A 12967-nucleotide genomic window follows, 5' to 3' on the forward strand; every position below is an offset into this window, starting at 1 on the left:
GAGGGAGTCCCGGAACGCACGAAGTCCCGTCTCCGCGACCGCGCCGAGGCCTGTCTCCGCGACCGCACCAAGTCCCGTCTCCGCGACCGCATCAAGTCCCGTCTCCGCGACCGCGCCGAGGCCCGTCTCTCCGATCGCGCCGAGGTCCGCCTCTCCGGACGCACGAGGCCCGCCTCTCCGAATGCACGAGGCCCGCTTCCTGACAGGAAGCGGGCCTCGGCCGGACCGGAAGCGAAACAGGCTCAGCGACCGTCGATATCGCTGTAGTCGCGGGCGCCGTAGCCGGTGTAGATCTGGCGCGGGCGGCCGATCTTGATGGGCTCGGTGTGCAGTTCGCGCCAGTGCGCGATCCAGCCGGGGAGACGGCCCATCGCGAACAGGACGGTGAACATGCGGGTGGGGAAGCCCATGGCGCGGTAGATGACGCCGGTGTAGAAGTCGACGTTCGGATAGAGGCGGCGCTCGACGAAGTAGTCGTCGGTGAGCGCGGCCTCCTCGAGGGCCTTGGCGATGTCGAGCAGCGGGTCCTGCACGCCGAGCTTGCCGAGGATCTGGTCGGCGGTCTTCTTGACGATGGTGGCGCGCGGGTCGTAGTTGCGGTAGACGCGGTGCCCGAAGCCCATCAGCTTCACCCCGTCTTCCTTGTTCTTGACCTTGCGGATGAACTCCTTGACGTCGCCGCCGGTGGCCTTGATCTCGTCGAGCATCTCCAGCACGGCCTGGTTGGCGCCGCCGTGCAGCGGGCCCCACAGCGCGTTGATGCCGCCCGACACCGAGGTGAACAGGTTGGCGTCGGACGAACCGACCAGGCGCACGGTCGAGGTGGAGCAGTTCTGCTCGTGGTCGGCGTGCAGGATCAGCAGCATGTCCAGGGCGGCGGCGACCTCCGGGTCGACCTCGTAGGGCTCGGCCGGGAAGCCGAAGGTCATCCGCAGGAAGTTCTCCACCAGCGACAGCGAGTTGTCGGGGTAGAGGAACGGCTGGCCGACCGACTTCTTGTACGAGTACGCCGCGATGGTGGGCAGCTTGGCCAGCAGGCGGATGGTGGACAGCTCGACCTGCTCCGGGTCGCGGGGGTCCAGCGAGTCCTGGTAGTACGCCGACAGCGCGTTCACCGCGGACGACAGCACCGGCATGGGATGCGCGTTGCGGGGGAAGCCGTCGAAGAATCGCTTCAGATCCTCGTGCAGCAGGGTGTGCCGCCGGATCCGGTCGGTGAAGTCGTCGAGCTGGGCCTGGGTCGGCAGCTCGCCGTAGATCAGCAGGTAGCTGACCTCGATGAAATTCGAGCTCGCGGCCAGCTGCTCGATCGGGTAGCCACGGTAGCGGAGGATGCCGGCCTCACCGTCGATGTAGGTGATCGACGATTTGGTCGGGGCGGTGTTGGTGAACCCGGGGTCGTAGGTGACGTATCCGGTGCTGGCGAGCAGCTTGCCCAGTTCGATCCCGTCGTTGCCCTCGGCGGCCTTCGTGACCGTCATGGGGTAGTCCCCACCGGGGTAGGACAGTACCGGCTTGGCGTCGTCGTCGACGTTGATGATGTTCTCAGCGGGCACGGAAGGATCCCTCTCAGGCTAGAACCGTAGGCACCGACGCGGTCGGCGTGCGATGCGCCTACCTCAACGCTAGTCGCTGGGTGGTGCAGGTGATCAGCGAGGGTCTGCGTTAACTACCTCACGGTCACTTGTCTGCGAGGTGAGCTCGACCGTGTGGGCATGGTATTGGCGCGGTGCCCGCGGGACGACCGTACGGTCTGCGTCGTCCGGAGCATTATCGCAGGCCGAGGTGTCGCTACGGTGCCGGGACCTCGGCGTGCGCGCGCGGGACCCGATACCGCACGAACGCCGGGAGCGCCGCGGCGGCGATCGCCACCCCGACCACCACGAGCACTCCGCCCCCGGCCGCGGCGACGGCGGTTCCCAGCGCGGCGGCCGCGAAACCGTGGGCAACATCACCGATTCGCGGCCCGCCCGCGACCACCACGATGAACACGCCCTGCAGCCGACCGCGCATCTCGTCGGTCGCCACCTGCTGCAGCATGGTCGTCCGCAGCGCGGCCGAGAACATGTCCACCGCGCCGCCGAAGGCCAAGCAGCCCAGCGCGATCCAGAGTCCGGTCCGGACGGGCAGACTGTGGCCCGTGGCACCGACCGCCACCCCGAACCCGACCATCGCCAGTCCCCACAGCGCGATACACACCACCACGGCCAGCCCCTGCCGCCGGACGTGGCTCAGCCAGCCGGAGAACACCCCGCCCGCGACCGCGCCCGCGGAGATCGCCGCGAACAACAGGCCCAGCGCGACGCCGCCCTCGGCCGGGTCGCCGAAGCTGTCGCGGGCGATCTGCGGGAACAGCGCCCGGGGCATGCCGAAAACCATCGCGACGATGTCGACGGCGAACGAGGCCAGCAGGATGCGCTGGGTCGCCAGATAGGCGAACCCCTCGAAGACCGTCCGCACTCCGGCCCGCCGCTGCGAGCCCGTGGGTGGCACCGGGGGCAGCCGCCACACCGCCCACAGCGTGGCCAGCAGCGCCACCGCGTCCAGCAGATACAGCGTCCGCAATCCGGCCACCGGGATCAGCGCACCGGCGAGCACCGGCCCGGCGATCGCGCCGAACTGCATGACCGTCATGTTGAGCGAATTGGCCGCCGGCAGTAGATCGGCCGACAGCAACCGGGGGAAGATCGCCGCCCGGGTGGGCTGGTTGACCGCGAAGAACGCCTGCTGCACCGCGAACAGGCCCAGCACCAGCCACACATTGTTCAGCCCGGCCGCGGCCTGCGCCCAGAACGCCAGCGCCGTCAGGCCGGTGCCGGTGCTCGTGACGAGCAGCAGTTTGCGTCGGTCCATCACGTCGGCCAGCGCACCGCCCCACAGGCCGAAGGCGATCAGCGGCACCAGGCCGAACAGCCCGGCCATGCCGACATAGCCTGAGCTGCCGGTGATTTCGAAGATCTGCTGCGGCACCGCCACCACGGACAGTTGCGCGCCGATCACCGTGACGATGCCCGTGACCCACAGGCGGCGGTAGTCCCGATCGCGTAGCGGAGCGACGTCCGCGAGGAGCTTCACCGAGGGAACAGTAACCGTGCGAACAGTGCCACGGTCACCGATTTTCGGTGAGTCATCCCATGATTACAAGGCTTGCGGTCAGGGCTGCAGGCGCTCGATCTTCATCGCGGAGGGATCGGTATTGCCCGCCTCCAGCAGGACCCGGATCCGGTTGTGCAGCCGGCTGCGCCGGCCCTGCCAGAACTCGACCTGCTCCGGGCGCAGCAGATAGCCGCCCCAGTTCGCGGGCACCGGCAGTTGCTCCACGCCCTCGAACCGGGCGGTGACATCGGTCAGCGTCCGGTCCAGATCCGTCCGGGACGCGATCGGCCGCGACTGCTGCGACGCCCACGCGCCCAGTTGCGAATTGCGCGGGCGCGAGCGCCAGTACACGGAGGTGACCTCCGGGGGCACGGTCGCGACGGGGCCGCGGAGATTCACCTGACGGCCGAGCGCGGGCCAGGCGAAGGTGATCGAGGCGTGCGGTACCGCTGCGAGCTGGTTGCCCTTGGCGGAGTCGTAATTGGTGTAGAAGGTCACACCCTCGCTCGACAGCCCCTTGCACAGCACGGTGCGCGAGGCGGGGCGCGGACCGGCGTCGGTGAGTTCCACGGTCGCCAGCACCATCGCGTTGGGCTCTGCGATACCGGCGCGCGTGGCCTGCTCGATCCAGCTGCGCAGCAGTGGTTCCCAGCCCTCGGTCAGCCACGACTCGTCCAGATCCGGATCGCCGCCGTACTCGGCCCGCATGGCCGCGATGTCCAGCTGCGCCCGCAGCGCCAGGTCGATTCCGGCCGCCTCGGGCCGCTCCGCCGCCCCAGGTGAATTCTGCTCCTCGCGCATGGGCCAGACGTTACTCCGGGGTAGTGGAAGGACTAAGGTTCTTAGTGATCGACGCGCGCGTCCGATTTGTGCGAACAGGCCGCGACCAGCGACGTCGCATCGGATTCGGCGGGAGTGGGGCGCCCCTCGGGGGAGAGCGTGTGAGGGCACGCGAGACCGCACGAACGCCGGATCGCCTACCGCGTGGCCGCCCGGATCGTGCGGCTCGAATTGCAAGGAGCGTCACAACATGACTGCCAGTGCTGCGGCTTCTACCGGCCCCGCCGTACCCCCCGATTTCGTCAGCGGTTTGGAAGGCGTGGTGGCTTTCACCACCGACATCGCCGAACCCGACAAGGACGGTGGCGCGCTGCGCTACCGGGGCGTCGACATCGAGGACCTGGTCGCGAACAAGGTGACCTTCGGCGATGTGTGGGCGCTGCTGGTCGACGGTGAATTCGGCCGCGGCTTGCCGCCGGCCGAGCCGTTCCCGCTGCCGGTGCACACCGGTGATGTCCGCGTCGACGTGCAGGCCGGGCTGGCCATGCTCGCGCCGATCTGGGGCTACCGGCCGCTGCTCGACATCGACGACGACACCGCGCGCGACAACCTGGCGCGCGCTTCGGTGATGGCGCTGTCGTACGTGGCGCAGTCCGCGCGCGGCATCTATCAGCCCGCGGTGCCGCAGCGCAAGATCGACGAGTGCGAGACCATTACCGAGCGGTTCATGGTCCGCTGGCAGGGCGATCCGGATCCGCGCCACATCGAGGCCATCGACGCCTACTGGGTGTCGGCCGCCGAGCACGGCATGAACGCCTCCACCTTCACCGCCCGCGTCATCGCGTCCACCGGCGCGGACGTCGCGGCCTGCCTGTCCGGCGCGATCGGCGCCATGTCGGGTCCGCTGCACGGCGGCGCCCCGGCGCGCGTGCTCCCCATGCTCGAACAGGTCGAGAAGACCGGGGACGCAAGGGCTCTGGTCAAGGGCATCCTGGACCGCAAGGAGAAGCTGATGGGCTTCGGGCATCGGGTGTACCGGGCCGAGGACCCGCGCGCCCGGGTGCTGCGCGCCACCGCCGAGCGGCTGGGTGCCCCGCGCTTCGAGGTGGCCGCGGCGCTGGAGCAGGCGGCGCTGGCCGAACTGCGGGAGCGGCGGCCCGACCGCGCCATCGAGACCAATGTCGAATTCTGGGCCGCGGTGATCCTCGACTTCGCCGAGGTGCCGGCGCACATGATGCCCGCGATGTTCACCTGTGGCCGCACGGCCGGTTGGTGCGCGCACGTGCTGGAGCAGAAGAAGCTGGGCAAGCTGGTTCGCCCGGCCGCCGTCTACACCGGTCCCGAGCCGCGCCCGGCGAATTCGGTCACGGGCTGGGAGAGCGTGGCGCGCAAGTAGTTCGGCGCGCCGTCACGCCTCCGCCGAGGCCTCCCAGTCCACCGCGACGGACTCACCACGGTCCACGGTGAAGAATGCGACCTCCAGATGTCTGCCCAGGTCGACCAGTTCGATCGAGGGCAGCGGGACCGGTTGCACGATGCGCACCCGCCACGGTTGCGGTTCGTCCCACGCCCGCAGCTCCAGATCCAGCCGCAGCACCGGATCGTCGCGGCCGCCGTAGTCGGCCGCGACGGGGGCGGCGGCGAGCACCGTGGCATCGGCGCGGCGGCCGTCGGCGAGGATCTTCGCGATGCTGACCCGGGTGGCCTCGGCCGGGCTCGGCACGTACAGCAGCACGCGGTCGCGGTCGCCCGGGTCGACCCGGCAGCCGACGACGTCACCGGGCCGCATCAGTTCCAGGTCCGCCTCGGACACGCGCTGGCGCACCCGGGTCTCGTACGGCTGCTGCCCCTCCGCCTGTACCCGCACCCAGAAGCGGTGGCCCGGTTCGGTGCGCCGGGGCCGCACGCCGAGCACCGTCGCGGTCCCCGGGATGCCGCGCACCGACAACTCCCGCCGAGCCGCGGGGGACAACGCGCCGTTGCCGACGAACCCGTGCGACTCCAGCCGAATCACCAACCACCGCAACAACACATCGAGCCGTCGCCGCACCCCGCCGATCCTCCGCCCCCGGACACGATGCTCGTCGTCGGCGGGCCGATACACCTCGCCCGCCCGCTCGGCCCCACCCGGCAGCGGTGGCCCAGCCGCCCCCGGCTGATCATGCGCCGCCGTACTCATCCGCGCCCTTCACTACCGACTCGAATCAAGTCCGCCATCGCTGCGTGCCCCGGATGGTGTGCGCGCGTGCCGGTGCGGTCGGGGGCGGGCAGTGGCGCGGTGCCCGGGGTTTGCCTGCCGCGCTCGGTCATGGGCATACCGTAGCCGTACTGTGGCCTGCGCCACGGTAATACGGGTGGGCGAATCGGTATGGGGCGGGCGTCGCGGCGGGCGGTGACCCACCCGCGTTCGGGCCCGGGGCCAGCCTTTAGGCTGGTGGCCATGACCGCTGCGTTCCCGACCATCCCCGACGATCTGAAGCCCGCCGACGGACGGTTCGGCTGCGGCCCGTCGAAAGTCCGCCCCGAGCAGTTGCGCGCCCTGGCCGAGGTCGGCGCCTCGGTGATGGGCACCAGCCACCGGCAGAAGCCGGTCAAGGATGTGGTGGCGCGCGTGCGCTCCGGCCTGCGCGAGCTGTTCTCGCTCCCCGACGGTTACGAGGTGGTGCTCGGCAACGGCGGCACCACCGCGTTCTGGGACGCGGCCGCCTTCGGCCTGATCCGTGAGCGCTCGCTGCACCTCACCTACGGCGAGTTCAGCTCGAAGTTCGCCACGGTGGCGAAGAAGAACCCCTTCATCGGCGACCCGATCGTCATCTCGTCCGACCCCGGCACCGCGCCGGAGCCGGTGTCGGATCCGGCCGCCGACGTGATCGCCTGGGCGCACAACGAGACCTCCACCGGCGTCGCGGTTCCCGTGCAGCGCCCGGCGGGTTCGGAGAACGCGCTGATCGCCATCGATGCCACGTCCGGTGCGGGCGGCCTGCCGGTGCACATCGCCGACGCCGACGTGTACTACTTCGCCCCGCAGAAGTGCTTCGCCTCCGACGGCGGCCTGTGGATCGCGCTGATGAGCCCCAAGGCGCTGGAACGGGTTGCCGAGATCAAGGATTCGGGCCGCTACACGCCGGAGTTCCTGTCCCTGCCGATCGCGGTCGACAACAGCTCCAAGGACCAGACCTACAACACCCCCGCCCTGGCCACCCTGCTGCTGTTCGCGGACCAGATCGAGTGGATGAACGACAACGGCGGTCTCGACTGGACCGTCAAGCGCACCCTCGACTCCTCCTCGCGCCTGTACTCGTGGGCCGAGTCGAGCGAATACGCCACCCCCTTCGTCGCCGACCCCGCCCACCGCTCGCAGGTCGTCGGCACCGTCGACTTCGCCGACTCGGTCGATGCCGCCCAGGTCGCGAAGGTCTTGCGCGCCAACGGCATCGTGGACACCGAGCCCTACCGCAAGCTCGGCCGCAACCAGCTGCGCATCGGCATGTTCCCCGCCATCGACCCCGAGGACGTCTCGCAGCTGACTCGTTGCGTCGACTGGGTGGTGCAGGAGATTTCGAAGTAGACTCTGCGACGCCGCTACACCGAATAGTGCAGATTAGCGCGCGTGGAAGGTCTGTCGCCGACTTCCGCGCGCGTGTCTTGCCACATGAATCTCAGAAGTGCACTACTGTTCCAGAACGTGGGCGGTGTCGCGAGCCTGGCTGTGATCGACGCAGCGATAAGGAGGTAACGGTGCGTGAACTTCGAGTGATCGGATTGACGCCCGATTCCGCGCACATCGTGTGTGTCGACACCGAGACCGGCGTGAAGTACCGGCTGCCCGCCGACGAGAAGCTGCGTGCCGCGGCGCGCGGAGACCTTGCCCGATTCGGCCAGATCGAGATCGAAACGGAAGCAACTATGCGTCCTCGCGATATCCAGGCCCGTATTCGTGCCGGTGCCTCCGTGGAACAGGTCACCGAGGAGTCGGGCATGCCGACGTCTCGGGTGGAGCGCTTCGCGTATCCGGTGCTGCTGGAGCGTGCGCGTGCCGCGGAACTGGCGCAGAAGGCGCATCCGGTGCGCAAGGACGGCCCCGCCGTGGAGACCCTCATCGATGTCGTCTCCGCCGCGTTCGCCGAGCGCGGGCACAACATCGACATCGCCGAGTGGGACGCCTGGAAGGACGAGAAGGGCTACTGGGTGGCCCAATTGCAGTGGCAGGCGGGCCGTTCGGTGATCGCCGCGCACTGGCGTTTCCAGCCCGACGCGCACGGCGGCTCGGTGACGCCGCTGGACGACCCGGCCACCGACCTGATCGATCCGGACTTCGGCCGGGCGCTGCGCGGCCTGGCGACCATTCTGCCGGAGTCCGCCGCCGAGGCCGCGCCGGTGGAACCCGCGGCGCCGGAGTCCGCGGCACGGAACTCCCACGAGCCCGCCCGCGTCGCCGTGGAGGAGCCCGCGCCCGCGCCGCGCACCTCTCCGGAACCCGCCCAGATCACCGCCGGGGAGAGCGAGCCCGAGTACTTCGAGCAGCGTGCCGCGGTCGGCGGCAGCGCGGTCCCCGTGTCGGCGAAGGGCACGGCCGCCCCGGCCCAGCCCGCGCACAAGAGCGCCCCGGCCACGCCGCCGCCCGCCTCCCCGGGCAGCGTCGCCGCCGCCCCCGCCGCGAACGCCCCGGCCACACCGGCGCCCGCGCCGCCTCCCGCGCCCCCGTCCGCCGAACCCGCGGCCGCCGCCACCCCGCCCGAACGCGCGCCCGAGTCCACCCAGTCGACCAAGCAGGGCAACGCCAAGGGCCAGAAGCCGTCCCGCTCCAAGCGCGGCGGCAAGGCACCCATGCCTTCTTGGGAAGACGTGCTGCTGGGCGTCCGCAGCTCGGGTCACTGAGCCTTCGGCGTCTGCGCCGCGCCCATTCGCCACGGTGTGGTTCGGCTGTTCGTGCGGACGCGTCCACGTGAGCCCTCGTGGCGCTCCGGCGTCTTCACCGATCTTTCGCCTGGTTGATCGCCCAGGTGCTCGGGTCGCGACCGCCCGGGTGCCGAGTACGACTTACCTTGCGCGACTCGGCTTTCCGGGCGCGGCGCGGTCGGTGTCGTGGGCGGCTTCTACGGGGCGTCTGCCGGAATCGGAGCCTGATCGAGCCGAACGAGCCAGGCCCCGTCGGCTGTGCCGGGCGAGAGCCGGCTCGGGGACGCATGCGTCGGCGGGGCTGGGGACGATTGTGTATGTGGGTGACTAGGTGGCGGGAGAGTGGGTATGCCGCTGGTGGATTTGAAGGTTGGGCGGGTTGTCCGGTGGTTGCCGGATGTGGGTGACCGGTGCCGTGCGGGTGGTTCGGAGCCGGTGGGTGATCAGGGCTCTTGACACGCGGAGCGGAATGCGAAGCGCGAGGTTTTCGGGTGTTGGGGGAGTAGATTTTTCGTAGGGCCGCGCGATGGGTCGGGCGGTTTCGGGTGCGTCGCAGTGGTGGGGCGGCGCCGGATATCCGAGGTTTGCTCGCGGGTAGCTAATGCTATTCGTCCGAGAATCGGGAGGTGTCGGAAGTGCCGTCTACAGCTTCGTCCCTCTGGTACGTCGACGACCCCGACCCGGTGTCGGTGCTCCGCGCTCACCCCGATCCGGATCCGGAGGCCGCTCTGGCTCTGGCCAAGCAGCTCAACCCGGATCGCGATGTGGTGCCCGCCGCGTCGGGCACGCTGAAGGTGTGGGCGGGCCCGGATCCGGGGGCGGTCTACATCGGGTGCTATCCGGGGGTGACGGTGGTGTGCACGGGACAGGCCGCGCTCGCCCGCCCGACCACACTGCCCGAATTGCTGGTGCGGCCACTGGCCTCCGAGCACACCTATCTCGTTTCCTACGACATTCCGCACGGCTGGGGCGCGTTCGCGCATTGGGAGCGTGGCGAATTCCGCCGCGCGTTCAGCGCCACCCGGGTCGACATCCTCGAGGACGAGGGCTTGCCGCTGGTGTGGGAGCGCCCGTTCTGGGCCGGTGAGCATCCCGTGCATCTGCAGGCCGGTGAGTTCCCCGACCCGCAGACCCTCCCGTTCGACCCGCCCGCCTTCGCCGACGAGGCCAACCTGGAATGGCTCGGATTCCGTTACCGCGGAGCGACTTCCGACGACGCGCTGCGCCCCACCGACATCGCCGTCTGCGGTTTCAGCCTGTATCCCAAGGGTGAGGCGCCGCGGCCGATCCTGCCCGAGGAGCTGAAGATCCCGGAGCCCAACGGAAAACGCTGGTTCGGCTGGCTGCGCAACCGCGATCGGGTGTCGTAGGCCGGGATTCAGGCGGCGGCCGCGGCGATCAGCAGGGCGATCCAGCCGAGCAGCACGCCCGCGCCCACCCCGCCGAGCACCCAGCGCGTCACCGGCGTGTTGCGCCAGCGCCAGGCGGTCGGGGCCGCGCCGCCGACCGCGACGAGGTTCACCGCCACCGCCAGCAGCCAGTGCACCTGGGCGAGTGCGTTGCCGAAGGAGTAGACCCCGGCGGCGGTGAGCAGTGCGACCAGGGTCGCCACCGCCAGCCCCGGCGCCCACGGGGTCGGTTCCGGGTCGGGCCGGGTGCCGTTCGGCTGATTCACGAGATGCGCACCCTTTCGTAGAAGGCCATGGCCGCGGCGGTGGCCACGTTCAGGGAGTCGGTGCCGGGCGCCATCGGTATGCGCGCACGGATGTCGGCGGCGTCCATCGCCGCGGCCGTCAGGCCCGGCCCCTCGGCGCCGAGCAGCAGCGCCACCCGCTCACCGGTCATCGCGTCGGCCAGGTTCGCCGCGGCCGCGTCGGGAGTCAGTGCGATCAGGCGAAAACCTTTGTCCCGCAAGGACTCCAGGCTGCCAGGCCAGTCCGGCAAATAGGCGAACGGCACCCGCAGCACGTGCCCCATCGACACCCGCACGGCGCGCCGGTACAGCGGATCGGCGCAGCGATCGCCGAACAGTATCGCGTCGGCGCCCAACCCGGCCGCGTTGCGGAAGATGGAGCCGATATTCTCGTGATCGTTGACGCCCTCCAGCACCGCTACCGTGCGCGCATCGCGCAGCACCCCGTCCACCGCGAGGTCGGCGGGGCGGCGCGCGGCGGCCAGCACGCCACGATTCAGATGGAAGCCGACGACTTCGGCCATCACCTCGGCGCTCGCCCGGTAGTACGGGACCGCGACGTCCGCCAATTCCGCTGCCAGCGCGTCGTACCGGCGGGCCACGCCGAACAGCGCGAACGGCGCGAACCGCGAGGCCAGCATGCGCTGCACCACCACGACGCCCTCCGCGATCACCAGGCCCTTGCCGCCGGGCAGGTCGGGCCGCCGGTCCGCGGAGTTGAGGTCGCGGAATTCGGCGACCCGGGGATCGGCGGGGTCGTCGATGTCGATCACTACGGCCACGGGCAACCATCTTGCCCGCCACGGCCCGGCCCCGCGTCTCCGGTCCGCCCGGGAGTGTGACGCGGCTCGTCCTCCCGGGAGGTTTCGACCCGACCACTATGGTTAACACTGTCTGTCGGCCTATCCATCGAACAGAAGAGGACGCATGACCAAGCCGCAAGTCGAGTTTCAGGAAGGCCCCGCGCCCACGGAGCTGGTGATCAAGGACATCGTCGAAGGCGATGGCCCCGAGGCGGTGGCGGGCGGCACGGTCGAAGTGCACTACGTCGGTGTGGAATACGACACGGGCGAGGAATTCGACTCCTCCTGGAGCCGCGGCGAATCCATCACATTTCCGCTGCGTGGCCTGATTCAGGGCTGGCAGGACGGTATTCCGGGCATGAAGGTCGGTGGCCGCCGCCAGCTCACCATCCCGCCGGAACTCGCCTACGGCGCGGAGGGCGCGGGGCACCCACTGTCGGGTAAGACGCTGGTCTTCATCATCGACCTGCTGAACGCGAGCTGAGCCCGCGCTAGTTCCGCACGATCTCGACGGGGTCGCTGATATTCGTCGCGATCGCCGACTGCTGATTGCTGCTGCGGGCGGGCAGCGCGTTGAGGGCGTTGCCGCTCTGCGTGTTCAGGTTCGCGACGATCTGCTGCAGTTGCTGGACGCCGCCGGTGAGCGCCTGCATCGCGCCGGTGAGTTGAGTCGCGCCCTGATCGGCCAGTTGCGGAACCTGTTTCGCCAGTTCGGCGCCCTGGTTGAGCTGGGCGCCCGCACCGGACAGCCGCTTCGCCGCGTCCCGCAGCAGCGTGCCGACGGGTGTGTCCGGGTCCGTGCTGGAGCCGGTGAGCTGGGCGAATCCGGACAGCTGGGCACCGGCCTGGGCGGAAACGCCGCGCAGCGCCTCGAGTTTGCCGATGACATCGGCCAGCTGCGGGTCGCCGGCGAAAGGCAGGGCGCGCAGCAGCGGCAACACCTGGTCGAGACCGGTACTGAGCGTATCGGCGGTGCCGGAGATCTGGCCGATGGTCACCCCGGTCGCGTCGAGTGCGCTCGCCAGGCTCTCGGCCTGCGTGGTGGCGGCTCCCAGAGTGTCGTTGAGCTGGGCGATGCCCGCGGTCAGCTGTCCCGCGCCGTCCTTGGCGGTGTTCAGGAAGCCGAGCATCTGGTCGGCGCCGCCGGTGAATTGACCCGAGGCGTCGGCGGCCTGCTGCACACCGGCGCCGAGCAACTGGGACGTGAAGGCCACCTGCTGCACCGAGCCGCGGGCGGTGCCGACCGCGGCCAGGGTCTGATCCACACCGGCCGCGCTGATCCGCCGGGTCACCTCGTTCACCGCGTCGTTGACCACGTTCGGGTCGGCGTGCGCGTTGGTGTCCACGGTGACCTGTGCGCGATGCGGCTGCGCGGAGACCAAGGTGGCCAGCGACGAGGACAGATCACCGGGCAGCGTGATCACCGCGGCGTAGTCGGCGGTGCTCGCCGCACCGGGCGCCGCGACCGTCCACTCGTGAATTCCGCCCTCCTGCAAGCCTTTCACGATCTTCGCGCCGGTCTGTCCGGTGTCGGAGTTGACGATCGCCACCGCCGTGGGCGCGGTGGCCGACTGGCGCAGCCAGAGCACGCCGCCGGTGGCCGCACCGGCAACCAGCAGCACGGCGACGACCAGGATCCAGCGGGTACGTTGTGCGATCACAGCACCACCGTAGAGGTCCGGAATGGGCCGGGCGT

12 protein-coding genes are annotated in these 12967 nt (G+C 70.1%); 5 read left to right on the forward strand and 7 right to left on the reverse strand.

Going from position 1 to position 12967, the window contains the following annotated elements:
* Positions 1 to 242 precede the first annotated feature (242 nt).
* The 3 genes from NWFMUON74_RS03320 to pdxH form a co-directional block, all read right to left on the reverse strand.
* Positions 243 to 1556, reverse strand: coding sequence for a citrate synthase (locus tag NWFMUON74_RS03320; protein WP_187686525.1), 1314 nt, complete (start codon positions 1554 to 1556; stop codon positions 243 to 245).
* Between the two features lie 235 nt (positions 1557 to 1791).
* The gene (locus NWFMUON74_RS03325) at positions 1792 to 3075 is read right to left on the reverse strand and encodes an MFS transporter (RefSeq protein ID WP_187686526.1); all 1284 of its coding nucleotides are present in this window, start codon (positions 3073 to 3075) and stop codon (positions 1792 to 1794) included.
* A 78-nt stretch (positions 3076 to 3153) separates the two neighbouring features.
* Positions 3154 to 3804 carry a pyridoxamine 5'-phosphate oxidase gene (gene pdxH, locus NWFMUON74_RS03330; RefSeq protein ID WP_187688898.1) on the reverse strand — a complete coding sequence of 217 codons (651 nt, stop codon included), beginning with the start codon at positions 3802 to 3804 and terminating at the stop codon, positions 3154 to 3156.
* Between the two features lie 322 nt (positions 3805 to 4126).
* On the opposite strand from pdxH, the gene NWFMUON74_RS03335 reads away from it, so the two are divergent.
* Positions 4127 to 5272, forward strand: coding sequence for a citrate synthase 2 (locus NWFMUON74_RS03335; RefSeq protein ID WP_187686527.1), 1146 nt, complete (start codon positions 4127 to 4129; stop codon positions 5270 to 5272).
* Positions 5273 to 5284: 12 nt separating this feature from the next.
* On the opposite strand, the gene NWFMUON74_RS03340 is transcribed toward NWFMUON74_RS03335, so the two are convergent.
* Positions 5285 to 6055 carry a hypothetical protein gene (locus NWFMUON74_RS03340; protein ID WP_232110817.1) on the reverse strand — a complete coding sequence of 257 codons (771 nt, stop codon included), beginning with the start codon at positions 6053 to 6055 and terminating at the stop codon, positions 5285 to 5287.
* A 261-nt stretch (positions 6056 to 6316) separates the two neighbouring features.
* On the opposite strand from NWFMUON74_RS03340, the gene serC reads away from it, so the two are divergent.
* From serC to NWFMUON74_RS03355, 3 genes are all read left to right on the forward strand, one after another.
* Positions 6317 to 7444, forward strand: coding sequence for a phosphoserine transaminase (gene serC / locus NWFMUON74_RS03345; protein ID WP_187686528.1), 1128 nt, complete (start codon positions 6317 to 6319; stop codon positions 7442 to 7444).
* A gap of 170 nt (positions 7445 to 7614) precedes the next feature.
* On the forward strand, positions 7615 to 8754 hold the full coding sequence (gene sepH, locus NWFMUON74_RS03350) for a septation protein SepH (protein WP_187686529.1): 1140 nt from the start codon (positions 7615 to 7617) through the stop codon (positions 8752 to 8754).
* Between the two features lie 656 nt (positions 8755 to 9410).
* On the forward strand, positions 9411 to 10145 hold the full coding sequence (locus NWFMUON74_RS03355) for a DUF6928 family protein (protein ID WP_232110818.1): 735 nt from the start codon (positions 9411 to 9413) through the stop codon (positions 10143 to 10145).
* Positions 10146 to 10153: 8 nt separating this feature from the next.
* Here NWFMUON74_RS03355 and NWFMUON74_RS03360 read toward each other — a convergent pair whose 3' ends face one another.
* Together NWFMUON74_RS03360 and NWFMUON74_RS03365 are read right to left on the reverse strand one after the other, a co-directional pair.
* Positions 10154 to 10450 (reverse strand): DUF2537 domain-containing protein, encoded by a 297-nt coding sequence (locus NWFMUON74_RS03360; RefSeq protein ID WP_187686531.1) that lies wholly within the window; start codon positions 10448 to 10450, stop codon positions 10154 to 10156.
* Positions 10447 to 11250 carry a TrmH family RNA methyltransferase gene (locus tag NWFMUON74_RS03365; RefSeq protein ID WP_187686532.1) on the reverse strand — a complete coding sequence of 268 codons (804 nt, stop codon included), beginning with the start codon at positions 11248 to 11250 and terminating at the stop codon, positions 10447 to 10449. Before NWFMUON74_RS03365 ends, NWFMUON74_RS03360 begins: the two co-directional genes overlap by 4 nt.
* A gap of 145 nt (positions 11251 to 11395) precedes the next feature.
* Between NWFMUON74_RS03365 and NWFMUON74_RS03370 the strand changes: the two genes are divergently transcribed.
* Positions 11396 to 11755 (forward strand): FKBP-type peptidyl-prolyl cis-trans isomerase, encoded by a 360-nt coding sequence (locus NWFMUON74_RS03370; RefSeq protein WP_187686533.1) that lies wholly within the window; start codon positions 11396 to 11398, stop codon positions 11753 to 11755.
* A gap of 7 nt (positions 11756 to 11762) precedes the next feature.
* Here the strand turns inward: NWFMUON74_RS03370 and NWFMUON74_RS03375 are convergent, their stop codons facing one another.
* On the reverse strand, positions 11763 to 12932 hold the full coding sequence (locus tag NWFMUON74_RS03375; protein ID WP_187686534.1) for a YhgE/Pip domain-containing protein: 1170 nt from the start codon (positions 12930 to 12932) through the stop codon (positions 11763 to 11765).
* Positions 12933 to 12967 lie beyond the last annotated feature (35 nt).

Source organism: Nocardia wallacei (genome assembly GCF_014466955.1).
GTDB lineage: Bacteria > Actinomycetota > Actinomycetes > Mycobacteriales > Mycobacteriaceae > Nocardia > Nocardia wallacei.

Excerpts from the sequence above, each read along its gene's own strand:
- pdxH (WP_187688898.1), bottom strand. The coding sequence starts at position 3,804 with ATGCGGGCCGAGTACGGCGGCGATCCGGATCTGGACGAGTCGTGGCTG.
- NWFMUON74_RS03370 (WP_187686533.1), top strand. The coding sequence starts at position 11,396 with ATGACCAAGCCGCAAGTCGAGTTTCAGGAAGGCCCCGCGCCCACGGAG.
- NWFMUON74_RS03340 (WP_232110817.1), bottom strand. The coding sequence starts at position 6,055 with ATGAGTACGGCGGCGCATGATCAGCCGGGGGCGGCTGGGCCACCGCTG.
- NWFMUON74_RS03335 (WP_187686527.1), top strand. The coding sequence starts at position 4,127 with ATGACTGCCAGTGCTGCGGCTTCTACCGGCCCCGCCGTACCCCCCGAT.
- serC (WP_187686528.1), top strand. The coding sequence starts at position 6,317 with ATGACCGCTGCGTTCCCGACCATCCCCGACGATCTGAAGCCCGCCGAC.